Genomic DNA, 12,863 nt, shown 5'->3' on the forward strand with positions numbered 1-12,863 from the left:
GGCGAGAAACTAGTCGCCGTATTGGTTTTCAACCCAGCTGGTAAAAATCACGCAGGCCGATACGCTGTCTATTTTTTCTTTGGTTAGCTTTTTATAGCCGCCAAGTTCGAACAACATAGATTTTGCATCCGTTGTGGTAAGCCTTTCATCGCATAAATCTACTGCTACTTTGAATCTACCATGTAAGCGATTGGCGAATTTTTTGGCGCGCTGTGTAACTTCTTGCTCGGTGCCATCCATATTCAGCGGTAAACCCACCACCACAAGCTGCGGTTGCCACTCTTCATAAAGCTTTTCAATAACATTCCAATCTGGAATACCATCGCGGGCTTTCAGTGCGGCTAGCGGTGACGCCGTACCGGTAATTTCTTGTCCTACTGCAACTCCAATACTTTTTGTACCGAAGTCGAAGGCTAATACTGTTCTACTGCCAATATCAGGCATGTCCGGCTCCTGGTGCGAGTTGCCACACATCTACACCAAGTTTATTTACCGCTGCTTGCCATTTTTTATGAATAGGCGTGTTAAACAAAATGTCGTCATCGGCCTCTATGGTTAGCCACGAGTTATCTTGCATTTCCTGTTCAAGTTGCCCAGCAGTCCAGCCCGCATAACCTAACGCGATAATCGATGAATCTGGCCCAGTGTTAGTGCCTATTGCTGATAAAATATCTTTTGAAGTGGTGATCATAACGTCAGGCGATAAGGCTAAGCTTGAGTCCCAGCCACTTTGACTGGAATGCAGAACGAACCCTCGTTCTTGGCTTACCGGCCCGCCGGCAAGAATAATTTGCTCGGCTTTGTCTTCCGCCACGGTTAAGTCTTTGTCGGTTTGCTCGAGCAGTTCTTTTAAGTTCATAGTTGAAGGCTGATTGATTACCAGCCCCATGGCACCGTCTTTGTTGTGTTCGCAAATATAAGTGAGAGAGCGAGAAAAATACGGGTCATCTAGCGAAGGCATCGCTACTAGAAAGTGGTTTTGTAAACTTTTCAGTTCTGTCATTGTTTCCTCTACTTCTCACTTACTTACAGTTAGTGCAAAACGCTACTTAGTTGTAAGGCGCTTTTCAATTGCGTCGAATAACGAGGCCATAATATTAATATTATAATGACCCTCTATCTCTCTTACGCATGTTGGGCTAGTAATGTTTATTTCTGTGATTTTTTCGCCAATCACGTCCAGCCCAACAAATAAAATATTATTCTCTCGTAATGTGGGAGCAACAGCTTCAGCTAACGCACGATCAGTTTCTGAAATTTCTTGGGGTCTGCCTGTTCCGCCTGCTGCCAGATTGCCACGAGTCTCCCCCTTGGTGGGTAAGCGCGCCAAGCAATAAGGAATCACTTCACCGTCCACAATAAGAATACGTTTATCGCCATCCTTAATTTGTGGCAAGTATTCTTGAACCATCATGTAACGTTTGCCTAAATTGGTTAGCGTTTCAATGATCACGCCTAAGTTATTTCCATCTGGCTTCACTCTGAAAATTGAAGCACCGCCCATTCCATCCAAAGGCTTACAAATAATATCTTGATGCTTTGCATGAAAATCACGAATAAGCTTCTGATTATTGGTTACCAATGTGTTAGGAATGTGCTCAGGAAACAAAGAGGTAAATAATTTTTCGTTGTAGTCTCGAAGCGCTTGCGGATTATTTACAACCAGCGCGCCTTCGTCCTGGGCAAGCGATAATATATGGGTAGCATACAAAAACTCGCTGTCGAAGGGCGGATCCTTGCGCATTAGCAACACATCAATGTCGCCTAGTGAAACAGTATGTTCTTCACCTAGGGTGTAAAAGTCAGTTGCTTGATCACGCACGGTAATGGTTCTAGCCAGCCCCATTGGCTTACCGTTGTTTATAAAGATATCTTTAAGTTCGAAGTACAGTACGGTTGCGCCACGGCGCTGGGCTTCAAGCATCATTGCTAAGCTGGTGTCTTTATGCGGCTTAATCACCGCGATAGGATCCATAATCACGCCAAGGGTGTAGTGCATGTATGTTCTCACTCTTTGATAAAGGTAGATAAATTGCCAACAGCATTACGCACTGATTGTGATAGTTGGCTGTTGGTGCATTTTATTTGTCGAAGTTGGTTTAGGTATGAATACCACTAAAACTTAAGTGGGGGCATTCAGCATTTAGATCAAGTATCGAAAAAACCAAACTTTCTAATCATTAACCTGTAAAGCTTGCGTAAACTGCCCGCCTAAAAATCGCCATGCTGGGCTTGCAGAATGCTAATACTGCTAATGGCGGCAGTTTCAGTACGCAGTATTCGAGGCCCTAAACTGCACGATGTAAATCCGCTTTCATTAGCTTGGTGAATTTCGCCTTCAGAAAGTCCGCCCTCTGGACCTATCAATAAACGAAAGCCTTGAGAGTTATATGGTTGACGGGCCAATGGCTTCTCTGCACCCGGCGCCAATACTAACCGCGAACTCGAGGTTGATTCAGATAACCATTTGTTAAGGGCAATTGGCGGGTTAAGCGAGGGCAGTGTATTTCTGCCACTTTGCTCACATGCACCGATGATGATCTTTTGCCATTGCAGCAGCTTTTTTTCCCACCTGGCTTCATCTAATTTAACTGTACATCGTTCGGACAAAATAGGCGTAATTTCGGTAACACCAAGCTCTACACTTTTTTGCAGCACCGTATCCATTCGGTCACCTTTAGATACACCTTGGCCTAAATGTATATTTAGCGATGATTCTTTTGACAGCGTTAAACACGCATCGGCCTCTACAAAAACCTTTTTTCTTTGAGCATTAATTATCTGTGCGCTGTACTCGTTGCCGTCACCGTTAAATAATACGATAGGATGATTCGCTTTCAAACGAAGCACACTGGCAATGTGATGCCCAGCTTCTTCAGTTAACTGAAATTCTTCTTCAAGAGGAATTGGGTTGGGGTAATAAATTCTCGGTATGCGCATTGGGAAACTAAAAATGGCGGATAATGTAGATATGATACTTGTCTAGAGCAAGTGGATGCAACGCATCGTAGCTGAAAATCGCTACAATGCGTTGTAAAAAGCTATTTTTTTGAGATTTACGATAGCTTTGATAGCACTAGGGTTAATTAAGCTGCCGAAGGTGTTGAAGTGGTGTTTTGCGTTTCGTTTTGATGAGGAGGTACTGCTTGCCCGTCCTTTCGTGCGTACTTGGTATGTTCGCCTTTATCTGTTCTCAAAGAATACAAGAACAATGCTGCTACGATAATTGCCAGTAATATAAAGTAAAACATAGATTATTCCTTTTATTCTATTTGCTAAGCTGTACAAAATTGACAATAGCAATACCTGCTAACGTCATGTCCGGTTCACATTCTTTTTAAATGTTTTTCAGCGCTTTGCAGACTTTTTAAAGCATCCTGCTTATTTTGACTAAAAACTCTACACCAATTAGATGGAAAAATCATCAATTCTCGTAAAGTTTTCGATAGTCCGTTATGGCTGATTCGCTATTCGGTGCTACTAACTAACTTGACGAGCCATTGAGATTAGATTGCTTAAATGACACCCTAATGACGAATTTACGACAATAAGTTTAAACAGCTCGAAAACAATTCTGAAGAAATAATTAGCAGGAAAAAAGTCGACTTTAGGATAATATTTATTGCCTGTAGGCCACGTGAATATTAGACTTTGGGCCAAAAATGGCTATTTGTGCATCAAAGTCGTTGGCGTAGTTCTAAAAGCCTGCTACTTTGAATCGGCTTACACTACGATTGATAAAACAAGGACAAAATTATGGAAGAAAATTTATCATTATTCTCATCGAGTGATGTTGAACGCTACATTAACGATTATGCAATCCCATGGGGCATTAATATTGCCATGGCGATTGTTATCTACGTTATTGGTCGAATCGTTGTAGGGTTCATCCTATCTTTATTCCGCCGTTTAATGGCAAAATCAAAGTACGATGCAATGTTGGTGGACTTCTTAGAAGCCATTATTAGCGCTATTTTGATGTTGTTCGTTATTGTGGCGTCGCTAAACCAACTTGGTGTCGATACCACCTCGCTTGTTGCAATATTAGGTGCTGCCGGTTTAGCTATTGGTTTGTCACTGCAAGACTCACTGAAAAACTTTGCTGCTGGCGTAATGCTTCTTGTATTTAAGCCTTTCAAATCAGGCGATTTCGTTGAAGCTGCTGGAACTGCGGGTACAATCAATAAGATTGGCATTTTCACTACTACAATGGCTACACCAGATAACAAAGAAATTATTGTTCCTAATGGTGGCATTTACAGCAATAACATTACTAACTATTCAGCGAAAGAAACACGTCGTGTTGATATGGTTGTTGGTATTGGTTATGACGCAGACTTGCGCAAAGCGAAAGAAATCCTTAATGAAATGGTTCGTGCCGATGAGCGTATCCTCAGCGAGCCAGCACCTACTGTTGCCGTTTCTGAATTGGCTGATAGCAGCGTTAACTTCGTGGTTCGTCCATGGTGTAAAGCGTCTGACTTCTGGGGCGTTAAGTTTGACTTCACTGAGCAAGTTAAACTTCGCTTCGACCAAGAAGGTATTTCAATTCCGTTCCCACAAATGGATGTACACCTTCACAAAAACGACAGCGAATAAGATTTTATTCCCTGATACAAAAACGCCACATTAATGTGGCGTTTTTTTTGCTCTATTTTACGTTAGCGACGTTGAATAACTAGCCACAGTTAGGTCTATACGCCGATGCCTGGTAATCAGTGTACGCAGCGTTCATGTTTGCTTGCAAGTTGCTAATCCGTGTTTGCGGGGCAGGGTGAGTAGAAAGTAACTCTAAGGGGCGTTCGCCATTACTTGCCGCATCCATGTTCTGCCATAAGTTTACGGATTGGCGAGGGTCAAAGCCTGACATAGCCATTAATTGAAGGCCAATAACATCGGCTTCAGACTCATGGGTACGGCTAAACGGTAGTTGAACCCCAACTTGTAACCCTAAACCAATGGCTGCCATGATAGGAGCCGTTTGAGAAACTTCGTTCATCGCCAAAGCTGCACCTGCTGCTTGGGTGCCCATATTGATAAGCGTTGATTGAGACATACGCTCATTACCATGTTCTGCAATTACATGACCCACTTCATGGCCGATGACTGCCGCAAGCTGGTGTTGGTTTTCAGCTACATTTAATAACCCTGTATAAACACCAATTTTCCCCCCAGGCAAAGCAAAGGCATTAACCTGCTCATCGTCAAATACCACAACTTCCCATGTACCATCGAACACACTATTAGGGACCTTCGCGGTGATCGCATTGGCGACGCATTCAACATAGCTATTTTGAACAGCTTTGTTTGAGATTTTAAGTTCTTCTTTCATTCCGCTAAATGCTTGGTCGCCCATTTCTTCCAGTTGGGATTCAGAATATAAGAGTACCTGATTACGACCTGTGGGCGATGTAGCACACGCTGTCACTGCAAGGGCTACTGCGGCGATTGATGCGGTAAACCTCAATTTCATATTTTAATCCTTGTTGTCGCGAAATAGAGAAATATTAGTGAGTTACGACTCTTATTGTTTGTTACGTACAGTGCGTAAGAGCAGACCAATATTAGCTTCTATTAATACTACAAATTGGGGTGTTATTCATTTGTAAATTTACCCTTTTGCCAAATTAATATTTGTGTCATACACTGGCTCTAGCTTATATACAGATGTAATTAAAAATAATAGCTAAATCTACATTGTATGCCATCGGTTCGTTCCCGTACTGAAAGCGAGAATTAAACAGCCTAGTTGGCAAGCTGAGGTTTGGCGTAACAACATGATAAAAAGGAAATTAAATGTCTGCGCAGTCAAAATTCAAATACGGCGTCTTAGCGCTTCTTATCTCAGCGGCTCTTACCGGCTGTGGTCTAGATGGCGATGATGGTGCACAAGGTGAAACAGGTGCTCAAGGCCCTCAGGGCGAGCAAGGTGAAGCGGGGTCAGATGGCGCCGACGGTGTTGACGGTAGCGATGCATCTTTAGGTGTTTCTCTTGACGTTGTTGCCCGCGCTTTTTTGGGTAACCTAACGTCGGCAGAAATCGTGCAATATCATGCTGACACCCAAACTATTTATGCCACCAACGGTGAAACCAATGCCATCGCAGTTATTGCCGCTGATACAGTAAGTACTACTGCTATGAGCGACCCAATCAATACGACCAACCTTACAGTGAGTGATATTACGCTACCTGCTGATATTGACGGCGTAACGTTAGGAAGCCTCACTAGTATTGCTATTAGTGGCGACCTAATGGCTGTTGCAGTGCCTGCTGATGTGAAAACAGATAACGGCTACGTACTTTTCTATAATGGGTTAGACACTTCTGCACCAGTATTTTTAGATTCAGTCGTTGTTGGCGCCCTGCCTGACATGGTGACTTTTACGCCAGATGGCGGAAAAGTATTAGTAGCCAATGAAGGGGAGCCTTCGGATGATTACACGATTGACCCAGAAGGTTCTATCTCGGTAATTAATATTCTTGCAAGTGGTGAGCCTGAAGAAACAGCGTCCTCAGTGAGCTTCACGGGCTTTAACGGCAGTCAAGACGACTTGGTTGCACAGGGAATGATGTTCCCTAACCCAAGTGGCCGTACGATTAAAGGTGTAGATATTGCTACCACTGTGGCTCAAGATTTAGAACCAGAATATATTACGGCGACTAACGATGTAGCGTACGTCAGCCTGCAAGAAAACAACGGTTTAGCCATTCTTGATCTTGAAGAACTAACCGTAGAAATTATTGGCTTGGGTGTAAAAAGTTGGGCTGACTTGAATATTGATATTCAAGAAGATGGCAGCGTAAGTTTTGGTCAGTATGACGGCCTTTACGGTGTATATCAGCCCGATACTATTGCCAATTACTCTTGGAAAGATGCCACTTTTATCGTGACAGCGAATGAAGGTGACGCACGTGAATATTTCTTTGACTCTGCTGATGAAGCAACTTGCCTAAGTGAAGGCGGACTAGAGTTTGATGAAGACGATGGTTGTTTAGCTTTCATTGACGAAGTTAAAGTTGAAGACTTAACGGCAGAAGCGAATTCTGAACTTGCTGACTTACAAGCCAATGGCGAAGCTGATGATTTACGTGTTACTAATGCAATGGGTGATGCGGATGGTAACGGTGAATATGATGCAGCTTATGCGTATGGCTCACGTTCGTTTACCATTTGGGATCAAAACGGCTTGGCGGTTTATGATTCAGGTGATGATTTTGAGCGTATTACCGCGTCAGTTCACGGTGCATCGTTTAACAACGGTGATGATGCAAACGAAGGTGACTCACGTTCTGAGAATAAAGGTCCAGAGCCTGAAGCATTAACCGTAGGTGTTATCGGTGATAGAACCTACGCGTTTGTTGGAACTGAACGTATGGGCGGCATATTCGTCTACGATGTAACTAACCCTTACGATGTTCAATTTGCTGATTACATTATCAATCGCGATTTAACAGAAGGCCTAGAGGCGACTGACGTCATAGGCGACTTGGCGCCAGAGAGTTTGGTATTTGTAAGTGCAGATGATAGTGCAAGCGGCGTTCCTTTGTTACTTGTAGGTAATGAAGTTAGTGGCACCGTAACGGTATGGCAAATTACACAAAACTAAGTGAAACACGCTAAGTAGACATTACTGAGCAAAGGTTGCTAAGCAAAAACACTCGCTAGAAAACCATAATGAAACGGCGCCTTTGGCGCCGTTTTTTTTATTAAAACCAAAATAGTGTGCATCTTGTGCCTAGGGTAAATCGTTGAGCGGTGATTACATACGGGGTGGATTGAGTTAAGCTATAACTATACGTATTAACATTGAAACGATAAGTGCAGCGCGTTAGCGCTCAAATTGTCAGAGTACAGATTGTGGTTGCCTGCTAACAGTCTGTAGGATTTCACTTATCTTATTTCTCCGTTATGTCATGGCCGAAGGGCTTAAACAGAATTAATAGAAAAAGAGAATGCAGATGTCTCAACAGATCGTTGTTAGCGGTGTGGGTGTTTGGCACCCTGAAAGCAGTATTACAAATCAGGAACTGGTAGATAGTTATAATGCGTATGTTGATTCGTATAACGAAGCGCATAAAGCGGAAATAGAAGCCCAACAGGTTACTGCAAAACCTTATTCAAGTGCTGAGTTCATTGAAAAAGCGTCAGGTATTAAAAGCCGATATATTTACCAAAAAGAAGGTGCGCTCGATATCTCGCGCATGAAGCCAAAAATTGAGGCTCGTGAAGATGAAGCGCTATCCCACCAAGCGGAAATAGCAGTAGAAGCAGCCAAATTGGCGTTGGCTTCTGCAAACAAAACCGCCCAAGACGTTGATGCCGTTATTGTATCTTGTGCCTATACCCAACGTGCTTACCCAGCTATTGCGATTGAAGTGCAAGAAGCGTTAGGCATTGAAGGTTTTGGTTTCGACATGTTAGTGGCGTGCTCTGCCGCCACATTCGGTATGCATCGCGCGTACGAAATGCTAAGTGCCGGTAATGCTAAGTGTGTATTAGTTATTAACCCTGAATTAGTGTCACCGCAAATTAACTATACCGACAGAGACAGCCATTTCATTTTTGGTGACGTAGCCACAGCCACGGTACTAGAAACAGCTGAAACCGTGAATAGTGAGCACAGCTACGATGTTATGAGTACAAACGCGGTAACTAAGTACTCCAATAATATTCGCTCAAACTTCGGTTATATAACGCGAACAGAAGATGTAGACCCATATGGTGCAGACAAACTCTTTCATCAAGCAGGTCGCAAAGTGTTTAAAGAAGTCTGCCCTATGGCAGCAAGCCACATAGAAAGTCATTTAGATAGACATCAACTAACGGCAACTGATGTAAGACGTTGGTGGTTGCATCAAGCGAATATCAACATGAATACGCTGATCATAAAGCGTTTGTTGGGGCGTGATGCTAACGCTGATGAAGCACCTATTGTATTAGACGAATATGCTAATACGGCGTCAGCAGGGTCGGTTATTGCTTTTGGCTTGAACCATGAAGACTTAGTGGCCGGTGATGTTGGTGTGTTGTGCTCCTTTGGAGCAGGCTATTCAATTGGGTCATTGTTACTTAAAAAACGATAGGCATTAGCCTGAGCTGGCAGTAACCTAGTTTGCTGTCAGCACCACCTGCTAACAACAGAACTTTAAAAACAAAACCTTGAAAATAGAACCTTAAAAAAATAAAAAGCTGGGTGAGAATAAATAGGGATGATTTCAGATATAGGCTATGCCCTTAACAGTTTGGCTTACTTACTGTTAATGCTATTACTTTTTGCAGTACGAAAGCCTGGGTTAGCCAACCACTTGCTGGTATTAGCTACAGCTACGACGCTGTTCTGGTCTACTAGCATGATAACGGCACTGTTTGGTCCCATCAGCCTTTCCTGGTTGCTCACTATTGATGCGCTCAGGCAAGTGGCATGGTTGCTCTTTTTAGCTGGATGCCTGAAAAATAATTTCACCAACCTGTTCGATGTTCTGCGCCGCCCAACAACGCTTTTTATACTACTTCCCGGCTGCATAGCCTTGGTGCTGCCCCACGTCTTGTGGATTGATGCCTCGTGGCGTTATCTGATGCTGATTATTCTGGCCCTTGAAGTGCTTATCTTATTGGAAGTTATTTACCGTCAAGCGGATGCCGATCAATGGGCATATAAGCCTTTAATTTTATATCTTGGCGCTACCCACCTTTTTGATTTTGTTACTTACGCCAATGCCACCATGGTGAATCAGGTTGAGGTTAATTATATTGCGGCTCGTGGCTATATCTATTTCCTGCTTATTCCATTTTTAGTTATTGCCATTCGACGTATAAAGCACTGGGGCGTTGATATATTCATTTCCAGGGATGTAGTACTACACAGCTCTTTATTATTGGTTGCAGGCGCTTACCTTTTCATTATGGCCATTATTGGCTACGCCATCAGCTACGTAGGTGGAAACTGGGGCGCCATGGTGCAAACTATCTTGGTAGTTTTGTCGCTTGCCCTACTCGTTACCGTATTTTTGTCGAACTCCTTTAGAACCAAGTGTAAGGTCTTTATTACCAAGCACTTTTTTGCCAATCAGTTTGACTACCGCGTAGAGTGGATAAAACTAACCAAAACACTGTCTAGCTCAATGGACGCCCCTAATACCGTTCACGAAAGTGCGCTTCGCGGCATACTTGAAGCCATCGAATATGACTCTGGCAAATTGTATAAACGGGTAAATAACGACTTCGAGCAGTTGGCACAAGTTAATCCATTACCAGACACCCATGATGACTTAACTATCATTCGTACGCTAACAGACTACTGCACGTCTAATACCTGGTTAATTGATGTACATGAATACCAAGCCAAGCCATTTCATTACAAAGGGCTGCAAATCGACAGAGATATTTTAAAAGACTGGGGTTATCAGCTTTACTTGCCGTTTTACAAAAATGATGAAATTTGGGGCTTTGCTGTGCTTTCGGCTGGGGATAAAGAACGACTGAGTTTAAATTGGGAAGTGAGAGATTATCTCAATGCTATCACCGAGCAGGTGAGTATGTTTGTGTTCCATCATGAAGCTTCAAAGCTGGTGGCTGAAAATGCGCAGTTTGCTGCGTTCAATAGAATGTCTGCGTTTGTTGTGCATGATTTAAAGAATGTGATGGCACAAGTCGATTTGATCTTGGCCAACGCGCAGCAGCATAAACACAACCCCGAGTTTATTGAAGACACATTTGAAACATTGGAACATACCAAAGCGCGTATGGATAAAATGTTAAAGCAATTAACGGATAAAAAGATTAATGATGATGGGGCTCACACTTCGTGCTCGTTATCGCATATTATTAATGATGTAGTGGCAAACCGATGCATGGGGCTTCTTCCCGCCCCTAAAGTGCACTGCAGCAGCGAAGAGCCGGTATTAATTGATAAAGAAAAAGTCGCCAATGTTTTCTATCACCTAATAAGTAATGCGCAACAAGCAACCGAAGATAGCGGCGAAATAGATATTGTACTAACGCATGACATCCAAAACCGTGTTCAATATGTAATGATAGAGGACACAGGAACCGGGATGGATCAAGACTTCATCGATACTCGCTTGTTTACACCTTTCGATACCACGAAAGGTAACGCAGGAATGGGGATTGGTGCGTACGATGCGAAAACGTACATTGAATCTATTGGTGGGAAAATAAGCGTTCAAAGTGAACCAGGGAAAGGGAGTTGTTTTACGCTAGCATTTACGCTGAATTGAGCAAAGTGAGCGATGACAACCAACCTATGTTGATATGGACGAAGTAACACAGGAACAGACTGATGACAGATACCGTTTTAGTGGTAGATGACGATTTAGGTATTCAGAAACAATTAAAGTGGAGCTTAACCGACTACGACGTTGTTTTTGCTGACGATCATACCTCGGCAATTGCGCAACTGCGCCGTTACGAACCTAAAGTCGTGACACTAGATTTAGGGCTGCCACCCGACCCAGCAAATGCGTCGGAAGGCTTGAGAATTCTACAAGATATTATTTCCTTAGCGCCTAGAACCAAGGTCATTGTTGTCACCGGTAACAACGAAAAAGAGAATGCACTTAAAGCTATCAACTTCGGTGCCTACGACTTTTACCAAAAACCCATAGATTCTGACACCATAAAGCTACTCGTGTATCGCGCGCTTAATTTGGCGAAATTAGAGTTAGAAAACAGCATTTTATCCAAAGTGCGCACAGGTATGAGCCGTATCATTGGTAACAGTGAGTCTATTCAAACGGTAGTGCGTAAAGCTGAAAAAATAGCGAATACCGATGTGAGTACGTTACTGCTAGGTGAAAGTGGAACGGGTAAAGAGGTGTTTGCTCGCAGCATCCATGAACACAGCCCTCGTAAAGATAAACCGTTTGTTGCCATTAACTGTGCATCTATTCCTGAAAATCTTTTGGAAAGTGAGCTTTTCGGTTACGAGAAAGGCGCATTTACTGGCGCCAATAAAACGACCCTAGGTAAAATTGAAACCGCCCAAGGTGGCACGCTATTTCTAGATGAAATTGGCGATATGCCTATCGGACTGCAAGCCAAAATGCTACGTTTTTTACAAGAACGTGTTATTGAGCGAGTGGGGGGCCGTGCCGAAATTCCTGTGGATATTAGGGTTATTTGTGCGACCCACAGAGATTTGCAAACCATGGTGGCAGAAGAGCGTTTTAGGGAAGATTTATATTACCGTGTTGGTGAAATTCCCATTATGATCCCGCCGTTGCGAGATAGAGATCAAGATATTATCTTGCTTGCCCGTACCTTCCTTAATATTTATCGTGAAGAGTTTAATGCCAAGGCAAAGAGCTTTTCTGAATCTGCGATTAATTCCATGCTGGCTCACAAATGGCCTGGGAATATTCGTGAAATGCAAAATAAGCTGAAATCGGCAGTGATCATGGCCGAGGGTACAGTCATACAGCCTGATGACTTAGGTTTGTTCGCGGTAGATGGTAGTGGAGAGTCTGAAACCTTGAATCTTCGCGAGGTACGAGAGGTTGCTGAAAGTAAGGCAATTCGTAGGGCGTATCATCAAGCGGATAAAAATATGTCTAAAACCGCTGAATTGCTAGGTGTTACGCGCCCAACCTTGTACTCACTTATTGATAAATACCACTTGGATGACTTAAAAAGTTCGGCGTGAGACTCATCGAAAAGGCGTAGTTTGATGCTACGCTCTTGCCTATCGCACCCTTAGGTGCGATAGGCTTCATAAAGCCACTATTTAGGTATAACCTGTTACTACGACAAGCTTGGTCGAGCGCGCTAGTCTTATAGCGGATTCGTTGGGACAGCTTCACTGTGACAACTTCACTGCGACAACTCACAATGTCTCAAAACCCA

The 12,863-nt window shown here is 43.2% G+C and carries 11 protein-coding genes; 5 read left to right on the forward strand and 6 right to left on the reverse strand.

Going from position 1 to position 12,863, the window contains the following annotated elements; genetic code table 11:
• Positions 1 to 9 precede the first annotated feature (9 nt).
• The 5 genes from ruvX to AMBT_RS22545 form a co-directional block, all read right to left on the reverse strand.
• Positions 10 to 444, reverse strand: a complete 435-nt coding sequence (ruvX, locus tag AMBT_RS02040) for a Holliday junction resolvase RuvX (RefSeq protein WP_013782907.1) — start codon at positions 442 to 444, stop codon at positions 10 to 12.
• Entirely contained in the window at positions 437 to 1,003 is a 567-nt protein-coding gene (locus AMBT_RS02045) for a YqgE/AlgH family protein (protein ID WP_013782908.1), read from the reverse strand. The genes ruvX and AMBT_RS02045 overlap by 8 nt, the downstream gene beginning before the upstream one ends.
• A 42-nt stretch (positions 1,004 to 1,045) precedes the next feature.
• Positions 1,046 to 1,999 (reverse strand): glutathione synthase, encoded by a 954-nt coding sequence (gene gshB, locus AMBT_RS02050; protein ID WP_013782909.1) that lies wholly within the window; start codon positions 1,997 to 1,999, stop codon positions 1,046 to 1,048.
• 212 nt (positions 2,000 to 2,211) lie between these two features.
• Positions 2,212 to 2,940, reverse strand: coding sequence for a 16S rRNA (uracil(1498)-N(3))-methyltransferase (locus tag AMBT_RS02055; RefSeq protein ID WP_013782910.1), 729 nt, complete (start codon positions 2,938 to 2,940; stop codon positions 2,212 to 2,214).
• A gap of 146 nt (positions 2,941 to 3,086) precedes the next feature.
• Entirely contained in the window at positions 3,087 to 3,251 is a 165-nt protein-coding gene (locus AMBT_RS22545) for a hypothetical protein (RefSeq protein WP_013782911.1), read from the reverse strand.
• 505 nt (positions 3,252 to 3,756) lie between these two features.
• Here AMBT_RS22545 and AMBT_RS02060 point away from each other — a divergent pair.
• The gene (locus AMBT_RS02060; RefSeq protein WP_013782912.1) at positions 3,757 to 4,599 is read left to right on the forward strand and encodes a mechanosensitive ion channel family protein; all 843 of its coding nucleotides are present in this window, start codon (positions 3,757 to 3,759) and stop codon (positions 4,597 to 4,599) included.
• 79 nt (positions 4,600 to 4,678) lie between these two features.
• Here AMBT_RS02060 and AMBT_RS02065 read toward each other — a convergent pair whose 3' ends face one another.
• Positions 4,679 to 5,473 (reverse strand): M48 family metallopeptidase, encoded by a 795-nt coding sequence (locus AMBT_RS02065; RefSeq protein ID WP_013782913.1) that lies wholly within the window; start codon positions 5,471 to 5,473, stop codon positions 4,679 to 4,681.
• 323 nt (positions 5,474 to 5,796) lie between these two features.
• Between AMBT_RS02065 and AMBT_RS02070 the strand changes: the two genes are divergently transcribed.
• The 4 genes from AMBT_RS02070 (at position 5,797) to prsR (ending at position 12,663) form a co-directional block, all read left to right on the forward strand.
• Positions 5,797 to 7,608, forward strand: a complete 1,812-nt coding sequence (locus tag AMBT_RS02070; RefSeq protein ID WP_013782914.1) for a choice-of-anchor I family protein — start codon at positions 5,797 to 5,799, stop codon at positions 7,606 to 7,608.
• A 352-nt stretch (positions 7,609 to 7,960) separates the two neighbouring features.
• A complete protein-coding gene (locus AMBT_RS02075; protein WP_013782915.1) occupies positions 7,961 to 9,085 on the forward strand; it encodes a beta-ketoacyl-ACP synthase III in 1,125 nt (374 codons plus the stop codon).
• 126 nt (positions 9,086 to 9,211) lie between these two features.
• On the forward strand, positions 9,212 to 11,239 hold the full coding sequence (gene prsK / locus AMBT_RS02080) for an XrtA/PEP-CTERM system histidine kinase PrsK (protein ID WP_013782916.1): 2,028 nt from the start codon (positions 9,212 to 9,214) through the stop codon (positions 11,237 to 11,239).
• Positions 11,240 to 11,301: 62 nt separating this feature from the next.
• The gene (gene prsR, locus AMBT_RS02085) at positions 11,302 to 12,663 is read left to right on the forward strand and encodes a PEP-CTERM-box response regulator transcription factor (RefSeq protein ID WP_013782917.1); all 1,362 of its coding nucleotides are present in this window, start codon (positions 11,302 to 11,304) and stop codon (positions 12,661 to 12,663) included.
• The last annotated feature ends 200 nt before the right edge of the window (positions 12,664 to 12,863 follow it).

This window comes from Alteromonas naphthalenivorans (genome assembly GCF_000213655.1).
In the GTDB taxonomy this organism is placed as follows: Bacteria; Pseudomonadota; Gammaproteobacteria; order Enterobacterales; family Alteromonadaceae; genus Alteromonas; species Alteromonas naphthalenivorans.

What these genes read in the sequence shown, in the direction of transcription:
- ruvX (WP_013782907.1), bottom strand. Translation starts at nt 444, where the DNA reads ATGCCTGATATTGGCAGTAGAACAGTATTAGCCTTCGACTTCGGTACA.
- AMBT_RS02045 (WP_013782908.1), bottom strand. Translation starts at nt 1,003, where the DNA reads ATGACAGAACTGAAAAGTTTACAAAACCACTTTCTAGTAGCGATGCCT.
- gshB (WP_013782909.1), bottom strand. Translation starts at nt 1,999, where the DNA reads ATGCACTACACCCTTGGCGTGATTATGGATCCTATCGCGGTGATTAAG.
- AMBT_RS02055 (WP_013782910.1), bottom strand. Translation starts at nt 2,940, where the DNA reads ATGCGCATACCGAGAATTTATTACCCCAACCCAATTCCTCTTGAAGAA.
- AMBT_RS22545 (WP_013782911.1), bottom strand. Translation starts at nt 3,251, where the DNA reads ATGTTTTACTTTATATTACTGGCAATTATCGTAGCAGCATTGTTCTTG.
- AMBT_RS02060 (WP_013782912.1), top strand. Translation starts at nt 3,757, where the DNA reads ATGGAAGAAAATTTATCATTATTCTCATCGAGTGATGTTGAACGCTAC.
- AMBT_RS02065 (WP_013782913.1), bottom strand. Translation starts at nt 5,473, where the DNA reads ATGAAATTGAGGTTTACCGCATCAATCGCCGCAGTAGCCCTTGCAGTG.
- AMBT_RS02070 (WP_013782914.1), top strand. Translation starts at nt 5,797, where the DNA reads ATGTCTGCGCAGTCAAAATTCAAATACGGCGTCTTAGCGCTTCTTATC.
- AMBT_RS02075 (WP_013782915.1), top strand. Translation starts at nt 7,961, where the DNA reads ATGTCTCAACAGATCGTTGTTAGCGGTGTGGGTGTTTGGCACCCTGAA.
- prsK (WP_013782916.1), top strand. Translation starts at nt 9,212, where the DNA reads ATGATTTCAGATATAGGCTATGCCCTTAACAGTTTGGCTTACTTACTG.
- prsR (WP_013782917.1), top strand. Translation starts at nt 11,302, where the DNA reads ATGACAGATACCGTTTTAGTGGTAGATGACGATTTAGGTATTCAGAAA.